Source organism: uncultured Stenotrophomonas sp., from assembly GCF_963519125.1.
GTDB lineage: Bacteria > Pseudomonadota > Gammaproteobacteria > Xanthomonadales > Xanthomonadaceae > Stenotrophomonas.
Genome location: NZ_CAUQLJ010000002.1, coordinates 54573 through 67333, shown reverse-complemented (window position 1 = coordinate 67333; position 12761 = coordinate 54573). Strand labels below are relative to the sequence as shown.

12 protein-coding genes are annotated in these 12761 nt (G+C 66.2%); 5 read left to right on the top strand and 7 right to left on the bottom strand.

Annotated features, from left to right (window positions below; genetic code table 11):
• Positions 1-4: 4 nt before the first annotated feature.
• Genes RYM47_RS01720 through RYM47_RS01710 form a run of 3 tightly spaced genes read left to right on the top strand, consistent with a single transcriptional unit; the run spans position 5 to position 3011 of the window.
• Positions 5-1690, top strand: coding sequence for a GMC family oxidoreductase (locus tag RYM47_RS01720; RefSeq protein WP_315385669.1), 1686 nt, complete (start codon positions 5-7; stop codon positions 1688-1690).
• Positions 1690-2262 carry a gluconate 2-dehydrogenase subunit 3 family protein gene (locus RYM47_RS01715; protein WP_315385667.1) on the top strand — a complete coding sequence of 191 codons (573 nt, stop codon included), beginning with the start codon at positions 1690-1692 and terminating at the stop codon, positions 2260-2262. The genes RYM47_RS01720 and RYM47_RS01715 overlap by 1 nt, the downstream gene beginning before the upstream one ends.
• Before the next feature lie 17 nt (positions 2263-2279).
• Positions 2280-3011, top strand: coding sequence for a DUF1080 domain-containing protein (locus RYM47_RS01710; protein WP_315385666.1), 732 nt, complete (start codon positions 2280-2282; stop codon positions 3009-3011).
• 28 nt (positions 3012-3039) lie between these two features.
• Here the strand turns inward: RYM47_RS01710 and RYM47_RS01705 are convergent, their stop codons facing one another.
• From RYM47_RS01705 to RYM47_RS01685, 5 genes are read right to left on the bottom strand one after another with little or no spacing between them, the layout of a single operon-like run.
• Positions 3040-3336, bottom strand: a complete 297-nt coding sequence (locus tag RYM47_RS01705) for a cytochrome c (protein ID WP_315385664.1) — start codon at positions 3334-3336, stop codon at positions 3040-3042.
• 18 nt (positions 3337-3354) lie between these two features.
• Complete coding sequence (locus RYM47_RS01700) at positions 3355-4209, bottom strand: sugar phosphate isomerase/epimerase (protein WP_315385663.1); 855 nt, start codon at positions 4207-4209, stop codon at positions 3355-3357.
• 18 nt (positions 4210-4227) lie between these two features.
• Positions 4228-5352, bottom strand: coding sequence for a Gfo/Idh/MocA family oxidoreductase (locus RYM47_RS01695; RefSeq protein WP_315385661.1), 1125 nt, complete (start codon positions 5350-5352; stop codon positions 4228-4230).
• A 12-nt stretch (positions 5353-5364) separates the two neighbouring features.
• A complete protein-coding gene (locus RYM47_RS01690; protein ID WP_315385660.1) occupies positions 5365-6582 on the bottom strand; it encodes a nucleoside permease in 1218 nt (405 codons plus the stop codon).
• A gap of 27 nt (positions 6583-6609) precedes the next feature.
• Positions 6610-7662, bottom strand: a complete 1053-nt coding sequence (locus tag RYM47_RS01685) for a sugar phosphate isomerase/epimerase family protein (RefSeq protein ID WP_315385659.1) — start codon at positions 7660-7662, stop codon at positions 6610-6612.
• A 95-nt stretch (positions 7663-7757) separates the two neighbouring features.
• Here RYM47_RS01685 and RYM47_RS01680 point away from each other — a divergent pair, with 95 nt between their 5' ends.
• Together RYM47_RS01680 and RYM47_RS01675 are read left to right on the top strand one after the other, a co-directional pair.
• Positions 7758-8768, top strand: coding sequence for a LacI family DNA-binding transcriptional regulator (locus RYM47_RS01680; RefSeq protein ID WP_315385657.1), 1011 nt, complete (start codon positions 7758-7760; stop codon positions 8766-8768).
• Positions 8765-9448 (top strand): hypothetical protein, encoded by a 684-nt coding sequence (locus RYM47_RS01675; protein WP_315385655.1) that lies wholly within the window; start codon positions 8765-8767, stop codon positions 9446-9448. The genes RYM47_RS01680 and RYM47_RS01675 overlap by 4 nt, the downstream gene beginning before the upstream one ends.
• 17 nt (positions 9449-9465) lie before the next feature.
• On the opposite strand, the gene RYM47_RS01670 is transcribed toward RYM47_RS01675, so the two are convergent.
• Positions 9466-10848 carry an aldehyde dehydrogenase family protein gene (locus RYM47_RS01670; protein ID WP_315385653.1) on the bottom strand — a complete coding sequence of 461 codons (1383 nt, stop codon included), beginning with the start codon at positions 10846-10848 and terminating at the stop codon, positions 9466-9468.
• Between the two features lie 26 nt (positions 10849-10874).
• Positions 10875-12530 (bottom strand): acetolactate synthase large subunit, encoded by a 1656-nt coding sequence (locus RYM47_RS01665; protein WP_315385651.1) that lies wholly within the window; start codon positions 12528-12530, stop codon positions 10875-10877.
• Between the last annotated feature and the right edge of the window lie 231 nt (positions 12531-12761).

Below are 12761 nucleotides of genomic sequence, written 5' to 3'. Positions count from 1 at the left end.
ACCCATGGCAGACAATCATTACGACGCCATCGTTGTTGGCTCGGGAATCAGTGGCGGTTGGGCGGCAAAGGAATTGACCGAGAAAGGGCTCAAGGTCCTGATGCTGGAACGTGGACGCAACATCGAGCACGTCAAGGACTACGTCAACGCGATGAAGGAACCGTGGGACTTCCCGCATCGCAACCGGCCGACCCAGGCGATGAAAGCGGACTTCCCCGTGCTGATGCGCGATTACGGCCTGGCCGAGAACCTGGAAGGCATGTGGGCCGACGAAAAGGAATCGCCCTACGTCGAGACCAAGCGCTTCGACTGGTTCCGTGGCTATCACGTGGGCGGCCGCTCGCTGATGTGGGGGCGGCAGAGCTATCGGCTGTCCGACCTGGATTTCCAGGCCAACCTCAAGGACGGCATCGCCACCGACTGGCCGATCCGTTACGTCGACATCGCGCCGTGGTACGACCACGTGGAGAAATTCGCCGGCATCGCTGGCACGCGCGAGGGGCTGGACGTCCTGCCGGACGGTGAGTTCCTGCCGCCCATTCCGCTCAACATCGTCGAGGAGGACGTGGCTGCGCGGATCAAGAAGGCCTTTGGCGGCACCCGGCACATGATCCACTCGCGTACTGCGAACATTACCCAGCCCAAGCCGGAGCAGGGCCGCGTCAACTGCCAGTACCGCAACAAATGCATCCTGGGCTGTCCGTTCGGTGCTTACTTCTCCACCCAGTCGGCGACGCTGCCGGCGGCTATGAAGACCGGCAACCTGACCCTGCGGCCGTTCTCGATCGTCAAGGAAGTGCTCTACGACAAGGACCGCAAGCGTGCGCGGGGCGTGGAGGTGATCGACGCCGAGAGTGGGGAGACCTACGTGTATACCGCCAAGGTCATCTTCCTCAACGCGTCCTCGTTCAACTCGACGTGGCTGCTGATGAATTCAGCCACCGACGTTTGGGAGGGTGGGCTCGGTTCCTCGTCGGGCGAGCTCGGTCACAACGTGATGGACCATCATTTCGGTGCCGGCGCGTCCGGCCGCGTCGAAGGCTACGATGACAAGTACTACTTCGGTCGTCGTCCCTGCGGCTTCTACGTTCCACGCTTCCGCAACGTCGCCGACGACAAGCGCGGTTATACGCGCGGGTTTGGATACCAGGGCGGTGCCAGCCGCAACGGCTGGTCGCGCGAGATCGCCGAGCTGAACATCGGTGCCGACCTGAAGGAAGCGCTGACCCTGCCGGGCGACTGGCGGATCGGTATGACCGGATTCGGCGAGATGCTGCCGCACCACGACAACACCATCCGCCTGGACCCGGAACGCAAGGACAAATGGGGCCTGCCGGTGCTGGCCATGGACGTTTCCCTGCGCGCGAACGAGAAGGCCATGCGCAAGGACATGGCGGCCGATGCCGCCGAGATGCTGGAGGCCGCCGGCGTCAAGGACGTGGAGATGCACGACAACGACTACGCGCCCGGCAAGGGGATCCACGAAATGGGCACCGCGCGCATGGGGCGTGATCGCAGGAGCTCGGTGCTGAACCAGCACAACCAGGTCTGGGACGCGCCCAACGTGTACGTGACCGACGGCGCCTGCATGACCTCCAGCGCCTGCGTGAATCCCTCGCTGACCTACATGGCGTTGACCGCGCGGGCAGCGGACCATGCCGTGCGCGAACTGAAAGCGGGGAACCTGTGATGGACCGTCGCGACCTCCTCAAGATGATCGTCGCCGCCACGGGTGCGGCTTTGGTAGGGCTGCCCGCTCTCGCCAGTGGGCAGGTGCCGGCTGCCGGGGCGAAGGCCTTCTCCGCAGCCGACATCGGCACGCTGGATGAGATCGCCGAGACCATCCTGCCGCGCACGAAGACACCCGGAGCCAAGGACGCGGGCACCGGCGCATTCATGGCGAAGTTCGTCAGCGACTGCTACACGGCCCGTCAGCAGGCTGCGTTCCACGCGGGCCTGGCTGATATCGACAAGCGGGCGGGCGGCCGGTTCGTTTCGCTTGCTCCAGAAGCCCGCGCGGTGCTGCTGCGCGAGTTGGACGCGGAGGCGAGGAAGCGCAATGTCGACGTCAGCTCCACCGGAGAATCGGACGCGTCCGGACCGACGCCGCATTACTTCACGATGATCAAGCAGTTGACCATCTTCGGTTACTTCACCTCGAAGGTGGGTGCGACTGAAGCACTGCAGTATGTCGCCGTACCGGGTCGCTACGATGGCGACCTGGCCTATGTCCCCGGTACGCCCGCCTGGGCGACCGGCTGATGGAGTGCAATGACACGATGACCCGACCCCTGTTGATGGCGGCGAGCCTGCTGGCCGCCGCCCCTGCCTTCGCACAGTCCAGTGGCGACCCGACAAAAACCGAGGTATGGACGCCCGTGCCCGCCGTAGTTGCCACGCCGGCGGGCGGCGCGCCTTCCGACGCAATCGTGCTGTTCAACGGCAAGGACACCTCCGCATGGGAGTCGGAGCAGGGCGGCCGCGTGCCGTGGACCATTGCCGACGGCGCGATGACCGTGGTGCCGGGCAGCAAGGGCATCCGGACAACGCAGACGTTCTGCGACATCCAGTTGCACGTGGAGTGGCGCACGCCCACGGAGACCAAGGGCTTCGACGGGCAGCACCGCGGCAACAGCGGCATCTTCCTGCAGGAGGTGTATGAGCTGCAGGTGCTCGACAGCTACAACAACCCGACCTATGCCAACGGCCAGGCGGCTTCCCTCTACAAGCAGGCCATTCCGCTGGTGAACGCTTCGCGTGCACCCGGCCAGTGGCAGGCCTACGACGTCATCTGGAAGGCGCCGCGTTTCTCGGAGGGCGGCGGCTTGATCTCACCCGCGCGCATCACCGTGCTGCACAACGGCGTGCTGGTGCAGAACGATACCGTCCTGTCGGGCAAGACCGAATACATCGGCGCGCCTTCGTACCCGGTCCACGGGTGTGCGCCGATCTACCTGCAGGAGCATGACTCGAAGGTCAGCTACCGCAACATCTGGGTGCGCGCGCTGTAAGGACCCGCGCACCCCTGGCGCCGGCTTCCTATTTGACCAGGAAGCTGGCGATGTCGTTGATCTCCTGCGGCGACAGCTGGGCAAACGGCGGCATCAGGCCGCCGCCTTTGGTGATCCTTTCCTTGATCTGCGCAGGCTGCAGGCGCTTGCCGATGTCGGTGAGCGCGGGGAAAGTAGGCGGAACGCCCGCGCGCTCCGCCCCGTGGCAGGCGACGCAGTGGGTGGCATAAAGCTTCGCGCCAGCTGCAGGGTTGTCTTCGCACCATGCGGCATTGGCCAGGGTTGATCCACAGAGCAGTACAGCTACAGTCAGAATGCTTTTCAAGCAGGACTCCTTCGCGTGCTAGCGCGGCGCGCGCGCCGTCAGGTGGGCGCGCAGGTAATCGGCCCCGGCCTGGATGGCCTTGGCCGGATCATGCGGTTGGTCGTGTTCGACGATGTACCACTGCACGCCGTCTGCCGCTGCCGCAGGCAGGATCGCGTTCCAGTCCAGGACACCCTGGCCGACTGCGGCGAAACCGCCTTCGTCTTCGGCCTGGCCCTTCGGTGCATTGTCCTTGGCGTGTACGGCAAACAGGCGGCCCTTGAACTTGCCCAGCATCACCACCGGGTCATGGCCTGCACGCTGTACCCAGGCCAGGTCCAGCTCGGTCTGCAGGTCGGGGCCGGCGGCGGCGAACAGCAGTTCAAGGCCGGTCTTGCCGTTGAAGTCGACCAGTTCGAAGTCGTGGTTGTGGTAGGCCAGGCGCATGCCCTGGGCGCGCACCCGCTTGGAGATCTGGCCCAGTTCCTTGCCCAGGGCCGTCCAGCCTGCTGCATCGGTGGGGCGATCCTTCTGGTCCAGGTACGGCACCACCAGCACGGTGTTGCCGATCGAGCGATTGAAGGCGATGGCCGCGTCCAGGTCATTGCGCAGATCGGCCAGCTGCACGTGCGATGAGATGGCCTTGATCGCATAGCGGTCGAGCAGCTGCTTGAGCTCCGCCGCGCTGACGTTCTGGGTGCCCACCGTTTCCACCGCGTGCACGCCCGCGTCGTGGACGATCTTCAGCTGCTGGTCGAGCGAACCGGCATTGCGCAGCGTGTACATCTGCACCGCGATGGGCGGTTGCGGGCCGGTGGGGTCGCCTGCGAAGGCGGGAAGGGCGGCCATCATCAGCAGCGCGAGCGTGGCGGTCCTGCGTGCAGCAATCTTCATCCGGAAATCCTCAGGGAATCAGTCGATGGGCGTCCAGGCGCGGGACCTGGCGGAGGCGATGACGCGGTCGACGATCAACGCCGAGCGCGCGCCGTCGTCAAAGGTGGGCAGGCCCTCCGGGCGCTCACCGTGGATGGCGGCATAGGTGTCGGCGACGAACGCCTCGAAGCAGTGGCCGTAGCCCTGTGCATGCCCGGGTGGCAACACCGAGAGTCGCCGTTGCTCTGCGCTGCCGGCGCCCGGGCCCCGTACGAAGATCTCCTCACGCTGGTCGGGCCGACCGATCCACAGTCGCTCGGCATCTTCCTGGTTGAAGGCCACGCTGGCATTGGCCGCGTCGATTTCGAACCAGAGGCGATTGTGGCGGCCCGCCGACACCTGGCTGACCGTCAACGATGCCAGCGTTCCGGCGCCGGTCTTGAACAGTGCCGCCGCCACGTCCTCGCTGGAGACCGCCTGCATCGCGCCGCCGGCGGCCGGCGTGGTGAAGCTCTGCCCGCTGCCGGCGCCGCGCTCGCCGATCACGGTGGCGAAGGCGGCGCTGACGTCGACGAAGCGCTCGCCGCTCACCCACTCCACCAGGTCGCACCAGTGCGAGCCGATGTCGGCGAACACGCGCGAGGTGCCGCCCAGCGCCGGGTCCACGCGCCAGTTGTTGCTGGCCGGGTCCAACAGCCAGTCCTGGAGATAGCTGCCATGGATCAGGTGCAGCGGCCCCAGCTCGCCCTGCGCGATCCGCGCGCGGGCCTCGCGGACCACCGGGTGGTAGCGGTAGACGAACGGAACCGTGGCCACGAACCCGGTGGAGGCGGCCAGCGCCGCCAGCACCTGGGCATCCTGGAGGGTCGTTGCCAGCGGCTTCTCGCAGATGACGTGCTTGCCGGCTTCCAGCGCGGCCTGCGCCATGGCGCGGTGCAGGTGGTTGGGGGTGCAGACGTGCACGACCTGCACCTGCGGGTCGGCGACCACCTCGTCGATATCGCGGTAGGCACGCGGCAGATTCCACGCGCTCGCCACTTCGGTGGCGCGTTCGGGCGACGAAGCGGCGACGCCGCGGACCTCGGCGCCGGCCAGCAGGGCCGCGCGGTGGTGCACCGCGCCGATCATGCCGGTGCCGACGATGGCGATTCCAAGCTTGGGCATCGGGTGCGGTCCTCAGTTCGTGGCAGGCGAGGCCGCCACGACCGGGCGGTCGCGGAACAGGGCCAGGAAGGCGATCAGCACCACCAGTGCGACGCCGGCGGGGAACAGCCAGATCTGTTGCCAGTCCGGACCGGCCGCCGTGGTGTAGTGCTCCACCACTGCACCAGACAGGAACGTGCCGATCAGCATGCCCACGCCGTATGTGGCCAGGGTGATGAAGCCCTGTGCGCTGCTGCGGGCGTCGGGGCCGGCGTGCGCGTCGGTGTAGATCTGGCCGGTGACGAAGAAGAAGTCATAGCAGATGCCATGCAGCACGATGCCGATCACCAGCAGCGAGAAGCCGCCACCGGCGTCGCCAAACGCGAACATGACATAGCGCACCACCCACGCGGCCATGCCCACCGCCAGCATGGTCTTGACCCCCAGCCGCACGAACAGGAACGGCATGGCCAGCATCAGCAGCACTTCGGAGACCTGGCCCAGCGACTGCAGGCCGGCGGCGCCGCGTACGCCGAGGTCGTTGAGGTAGGGGTTGGTGAAGTTGTAGTAGAACGCCAGCGGAATGCAGATGGCGATCGACGCCAGGAAGAACACCAGGTACGAGCGCGACTTCAGCAGCTTCAGCGAATCCAACCCCAGGACCTGCCCGAGGCTGGCGTCACGCTGCTGTGCCAGCGGCGGCGTATGCGGCAGGGTGAAGGCATACAGGCCGAGCGCGAGCGACGCCACCGCCGCCATCTGGAAGGTCAGCTCCAGTCGATGCGCCTGTTCCCAGCCCAGCCAGCCGATCAGCACGCCCGCCACGATCCAGCCGATGCTGCCGGCCACCCGCACCGGGGGGAACTGCTTCTCAGGCGACTGCATGTGCCGCATCGCCACGCTGTTGGCCAGGGCCAGGGTCGGCATGAACAGCAGCATGTAGCCCATGACGCAGGCGAAGAACGTGTTGAAGTCGGTTGCCGTGGACGCCAGCCACATCAGTACCGCACCGGCGAGATGCAGGACCGCGAGGATGCGCTGGGCGGCGAAGTAGCGGTCCGCGACCAGGCCGACCAGGAACGGCGCGACGATGGCGCCGATGGACTGGCTGAGGAAGGCGGTCGCGACCTGGCTGGCACTGGCCTGGAGCGGGCCTTGCACCAGGTACGTGCCGAGGGTGACGAACCACGCGCCCCAGATGAAGAACTGCAGAAACATCATCGCGCCCAAACGCGACATGGTGTGCTTCATGACGTGCCCTCCCGGGGCGGTAATGGCTCAGATGCCGAGCATGCGGCGCAGTGAGTGAGGATCGGTGCCGCCTTCGGCAAAGTCGTCGAAGGCGCGTTCGGTGACGCGGATGATGTGGTCGCGCACGAAGGCGGCGCCTTCCCGCGCGCCGTCTTCCGGGTGCTTCAGGCAGCACTCCCATTCCACGACCGCCCAGCCCGGGAAGTCGTACTGCGCGAATTTCGAGAAGATCGCCTTGAAGTCGATCTGGCCGTCGCCGAGCGAGCGGAACCGCCCCGGTCGGTCGATCCAGTCCTGGTAGCCGCCATACACGCCACTGCGCGCGCTGGGGCGGAACTCCGCGTCCTTGACGTGGAAGATGCCGATGCGCGGGTGGTAGCGGTCGATGAAGCCCAGGTAGTCGATCTGCTGCAGCAGCAGGTGGCTGGGGTCGTACAGCATCTTCGCGCGGGGATGGTGGTCGACCACGTCGAGGAAGCGCTCGAACGTCGCGCCGTCGTGCAGGTCTTCGCCCGGGTGGATCTCGAAGCACAGATCCACGCCGCAGGCGTCGAAGGCATCGAGAATGGGGCGCCAGCGGCGGCCGAGCTCGGCGAAGGCTTCTTCGACCAGACCCGGCGGACGTTGCGGCCACGGATAGAAGTACGGCCAGGCCAGCGCACCGGAGAACGTGGCATGCGCTTTCAGCCCGAGGCGCTCGCTGGCCTTCGCGGCCAGCAGCAGCTGCTCCGCCGCCCAGGCCTGGCGGGCGGCGGGATCGCCACGCTTGTCTGCCGGTGCGAAGCCGTCGAACAGGCTGTCGTAGGCGGGATGCACGGCGACCAGCTGTCCCTGCAGGTGCGTGGACAACTCGGTGATCTGCAGTCCGTGTCCGGCCAGCATGCCGGCAACGTCGTCGCAGTACGCCTGGCTGCGCGCAGCTTCGGCCAGGTCGAAGAGGTGAGGCGCGCTGGTTGGTACTTGTACGCCAGAATAGCCCAGGCCCGCCGCCCAGCCGGCCAGCGTGTCGAGCCGATCAAACGGAGGTGTGTCGCTGATGAACTGCGCCAGGAACAGTGCGGGACCCTTGAGCGTCTTCAACGGGAATTGCCCTCGATGCAATCGATTGCATTACCCTAGCAGGGACTTCCGCAAACCCCGTTGTGCACTGCACAGCGGAAAGAAGAACTGACGCCATGGCCACCATTTACGACATCGCAAAGCACGTGGGCGTCTCCGCAGGTACGGTGTCGCGCGCGCTCTCGCGGCCGGACAAGGTGCTGCCCGCCACGCGCACGCGGATCGAGCAGGCTGCCCTCGCGCTTGGCTACGTACCCAACACCGTGGCACGCACGCTCAAGACCCAGCGCAGCGGCAAGCTGCTGGTCACCGTGCCGGACATCGCCAATCCATTCTTCGCGCAGATCCTGCAGGGCGCGGAAGACGCGGCGCAGGCCGTGGGCTACGCAGTCCTGCTGGGCGATACCCAGAACCTGCCCGAGCGCGAGGAACGCTACGCGCAGATGCTCCGCCGCAACGAGGCCGACGGGTTGATCGTACTCGGGCATCGGCTGCCGCCGACGGCGCGCGAGATCGTGCAGCAGCAGGGTGCAGAGGCGCCAGTGGTCAATGGATGCGAGTTCGACCCGGCACTGGGCATTCCCAGCGTGCACATCGACAACGCGGCCGCGGCGCGCGCGGTGATGGAGCACCTGTACGGGCTGGGGCACGAACGGATCGCCGTGGTGGGCGGACCGCCGGACAACCCGCTGCACCGGCAGCGGCTGGAAGGCGTCCGGGGCGCCGGCAAGGCACGTGGCCGGCTGCGCAGCCTGAGCGTGGTGCCCGGCGACTTCTCCCTCGAATCCGGACATGCCGCCGCAAGGGCACTGTTGGGCGGGGCGTCGAAGCCAACCGCCATTTTCTGCTTCAGCGACCAGATGGCGCTGGGCGCGATGGCGGCCTGCCGCGATCTGGGCCTGCGCGTGCCGGAGGACCTGTCCATCGTCGGCTTCGACGATCTGGCATCATCCAGCTATCTGTCGCCGCCGCTGACGACCATCCGGCAGCCGATGCGGGAGATCGGCGTGCGCGCGGTCAAGCTGCTGCTGGCCATCATCGAAGGGGTGGACGTGCCGCTGCAGCAGACGCTGGATTTCAGTTTGATGGTGCGGGGATCTACGGGTATGGCAAAGGAGTTGCAATGACTACATCGAAGCGCGTACTGCCGTGGGCGGTCCTGGCCACCTGGATGGTGCTGCCGGGGATTCTGTTGGCGCTGGCCCATGTGCTGGATCATCTGTACCCCTTCCTGGCGCACCAGCTGTATTACCTGCCACTGGGAAGTTGGGTGGGGCTTCCGTACTTCGAGCCGGACTCGGAAGTGATGTTCTGGGTGAATCCTGCGGGACGTTTTCTCACTGCGGAGAGCTATCTGGCGCTGGCGGCCCTGATCACGTTCATGCTGGATCGAATGGGCGTGTGGCGCAACACGATGTGGCGGCACATCGCGGCGCTGCTGGTCTTCCTTGCGCTCACCACGGAGGCGACGACGCTGTTCAACATCGGCATGAGGGCAGGGACCACCTTCTCCTTCGAACGGGCGGACGCCATTGCGGTGCTGTGCTCGCTCTGGTTCGCACTGGCCGGAGGGTGGATCTCCGGGCGCTATGGATTTGCCGTCGCCGTGGCCCTGATCAACATGTGCATGGTGCTGTTGTCCGCCTACTTCGTGGTTCGCCATAGCGAGCTCGGCTACCTGCAGATCGTCGCGGCCAACACCGCCACCATCGCGATCTGGATGGGCGCTGGCGCACTGGGCGCCAGTGCCGGTGTGTTCATCCGCAACCTGGGGTCTGGTGCAGCCAGGCAGTTGGCGAAAGCGTAGCGACGTGGCGCGCGGGATCAGCTCCTGCGCATCAGGATCATCTTTTCCTGGGTCATGTCGCGCATGGTGTACGGAATGCCGCCGGTGCCGTAACCGGATTCGCGGCGGCCTGCGAACGGCATCCAGTCGGTACGGAACGCGGTGGGGTCGTTGATCATCACTGCCGAGGCGTCCAGGCGGTTGGCGGCGCGCATCGCGATGTCGATGTCCTGCGCGAAGATGCTGGCCTGGAAGGCGACTGGCAGGGCATTGGCGCGCGCGATGGCGTCGTCCAGGTCGCCGTAGCGGTACACCGCAACCACCGGCCCAAACACTTCCAGCGTGGAGATGCGTGCATCGGCGGCTGGATCAAGCAGCACCGTGGGTTGATAGCTGGTCTCCGACAGACGCTTGCCACCAGCGGCGAGCTTGGCACCGCCCTTGATCGCCTCGTCGATCCACTCCGCGACCCGATCCACTTCGCGGGGCTGGATCAGCGGGCCTACTTCAGTGTCCTTCAACGTCGGGTCGGCGGTACGCAGCTTTTCGACGCGGGCGATCAGCCGTTCGGTGAAGTCCTCGGCGATGGTGTCGTGCACGAAGATGCGCTGCGTGGACACGCAGACCTGGCCGGCATGGTAGTAGCCGCCCTTCACGATGGGCTCGATGATCTTGCCGAGGTCCGCACTGCGGTCGACGATGGCCGGCGCCACGCCACCGTGCTCCAGCGCCGACCGTGCGCCATGGGCCAGCTTGGCATGCAGCGACCAGCCGACCCGAGCCGAACCGATGAAGCTCAGGAAGGCGACGCGTTTGTCCGTAGCCAACGCTTCGGCCAGTTCGTTGCCTTCGGGCAGGAAGGTCTGGCACCACGGCTCCGGCAGGCCGGCTTCATGCGCCAGCGCCACGAATTCCAGGCAGGACAGGGGCGTCGCACTGGCCGGCTTGATGATGACCGGGCAGCCGACCGCGATGGCGGGCGCGACCTGGTGCACGATCAGGTTCAGCGGATGATTGAACGCGGAGATGGCCGCGACTACCCCGATGGGTTCCCTGGTGGTGAATGCCCAGCGGTTCTCCGCCGCGGCCGAGAGGCCCATGGGGATTTCGCGGCCGGCGAAGTTGCGCAGCTCGTCAGCGGCGTTGTTCACGCCGTCGATGGCGCGGGTGGTTTCCACGATGGCATCGGGCAGCGGCTTGCCGCCTTCGCGTGCGATCTGCAGGGCAAGATGGTCGCGCCGCGCATCCATCAATGCGGCCAGGCGACGCAGGATGGCGATGCGCTGATGCGGCGGCAGCCAGCCGTCGCGATCCTTGAAGGCGCGGGCGGCGGCCTGCAGCTTGCGCTCCAGCGCAGCGGCATCGTCGGTGGGGACTTCCGCGATCTGCGCGCGATCAAACGCCTGTACGACCTTCAGCATGTTCAAGCTCCTCGATACAGCCTGGTTTACCGGCATTCCACGTCGGGAGTGCGATTGCGCAGCTCGTCGACCAGTACGCGGGTGTTTTCGGAATAGTCGATGGGCACGTCGACCAGATGCACGCCGCCGCCGGCGAAAGCCGCCTCAATCGTCGGCACCAGTGTTTCGGCCGAGCTCACCCGCGAGCCCTTCGCGCCATAAGCCTCGGCATAGCGAACGAAATCGGGATTGCCAAAGCGCATGCCGAAATCCTCGAACCCATCCACCGCCTGCTTCCAGCGGATCATGCCGTACGCGCTGTCGTTGAGGATCACCACCACCAGGTTCAGACTCAGGCGCACCGCAGTCTCCAGTTCCTGCGAGTTCATCATGAAACCGCCGTCGCCGCAGACCGCCATGACCCGGCGCTGTGGGTACAGGATGGCCGCCATCATCGCCGAGGGCAGGCCGGCGCCCATGGTGGCCAGCGCGTTGTCCAGCAGCAGCGTGTTGGCCACGTGGGTGCGGTAGTTGCGCGCGAACCAGATCTTGTACATGCCATTGTCGAGACAGACGATGCCGTCGTCGGGCATCACCGCGCGTACGTCGTGGACCAGGCGCTGCGGCGTGACCGGGAAGCGGTCTTCCTCGGCGCGGTCGTTGAGACGGGTGAGAATCTTCTGGCGCAGCGCCGTCATGCCTGCATCGGGCGAGAGTTTGCCTTCCAGGCGCCCGGCCAGCGCTTCCACCGCACTGCCAATGTCACCGATCACTTCGATGTCGGGGTGGTACACCTGTTCGACCGTGGCCGACTGGAAGCTGAGATGGATGACCTTGGGTCCTCCGGCGTCCTTCATCAGGAACGGTGGCTTCTCGATCGTGTCGTGGCCGATGGCCAGGATCACGTCCGCGCGTGCAATGGCTTCGTGCACGTAGTCGCCTTCGGACAGCGCGGCGGTACCCATGTACAGGTTGGAGCCGCCGGTGACGGCGCCCTTGCCCATCTGCGTGTTGAAGAAGGGCAGGCGCGTGCGCGCCACGAAGCTGGACAGCGCGTCTGCCAGGTGCGGCCGGCTGCATGCCGCACCGATCATCACCAGTGGACGTTGTGCAGCCAGCAGCGCGGCGGCCGCCCGGTCGAGCGCCGCAGGATGGGCGAGCGGGCGCTCCAGCGGATGCACCGGAACAATCGCGACCTCCTTCACTTCTTCGCCGGCGATGTCTTCGGGCAGCTCCAGGTGGACCGGCCCGGGCCTGTCTTCCATCGCGACGCGGAAGGCATCGCGCACCATGGTGGGAATGGCTTCGGCGTTGACGATCTGCCGGGTCATCTTGGTCAGCGGCTTCATCGACGCAACGATGTCCACGATCTGGAAGCGCGCCTGTTTGGCGCTCATTACGGCTTTCTGGCCCGTGATGAGGATCATCGGCATGGCGCCAAGATGGGCGTACGCCGCGCCGGTCGAAAAATTGAGGGCACCGGGGCCGAGCGTGGCCAGGCAGACACCAGGCCTGCCGGTGAGCCGCCCGTGGGTTGCCGCCATGAATGCGGCAGCCTGTTCGTGCCGTGTAAGTACCAGTTCGATACTGGAAGTTCGCAGCGCCTCCAGGAAGTCGAGGTTTTCCTCGCCGGGAACACCGAAAATGCGGTCCACGCCCTCGTTTTCGAGCGCTTCAACCAACAGGGCAGCACCGTTGCGCATCGTTCGGTTCCTCATGGGGGGTGTCGGACAACAACCTGCGAGCCGTTTCGATGCTAGCAGGCGCGCACCACCGCAGCCCTTCACGCACGAGGTCCGCAGCGCCGGGCTCTGCCCGGCAGAAGGCGCGCGATCAAGCTGAATAAATCCCATCCGGAATCGGTGCGCAGGCCCGGACATGATCCAGGTCAAGAGGCGCCCGACCGCAATGCCTAGGCTCTGCTCACCCCCTCG

Coding starts and splice junctions, on each gene's coding strand:
- RYM47_RS01720 (WP_315385669.1), top strand. CDS start 5: ATGGCAGACAATCATTACGACGCCATCGTTGTTGGCTCGGGAATCAGT.
- RYM47_RS01695 (WP_315385661.1), bottom strand. CDS start 5,352: ATGCCCAAGCTTGGAATCGCCATCGTCGGCACCGGCATGATCGGCGCG.
- RYM47_RS01680 (WP_315385657.1), top strand. CDS start 7,758: ATGGCCACCATTTACGACATCGCAAAGCACGTGGGCGTCTCCGCAGGT.
- RYM47_RS01690 (WP_315385660.1), bottom strand. CDS start 6,582: ATGAAGCACACCATGTCGCGTTTGGGCGCGATGATGTTTCTGCAGTTC.
- RYM47_RS01675 (WP_315385655.1), top strand. CDS start 8,765: ATGACTACATCGAAGCGCGTACTGCCGTGGGCGGTCCTGGCCACCTGG.
- RYM47_RS01710 (WP_315385666.1), top strand. CDS start 2,280: ATGACCCGACCCCTGTTGATGGCGGCGAGCCTGCTGGCCGCCGCCCCT.
- RYM47_RS01665 (WP_315385651.1), bottom strand. CDS start 12,530: ATGCGCAACGGTGCTGCCCTGTTGGTTGAAGCGCTCGAAAACGAGGGC.
- RYM47_RS01700 (WP_315385663.1), bottom strand. CDS start 4,209: ATGAAGATTGCTGCACGCAGGACCGCCACGCTCGCGCTGCTGATGATG.
- RYM47_RS01715 (WP_315385667.1), top strand. CDS start 1,690: ATGGACCGTCGCGACCTCCTCAAGATGATCGTCGCCGCCACGGGTGCG.
- RYM47_RS01670 (WP_315385653.1), bottom strand. CDS start 10,848: ATGCTGAAGGTCGTACAGGCGTTTGATCGCGCGCAGATCGCGGAAGTC.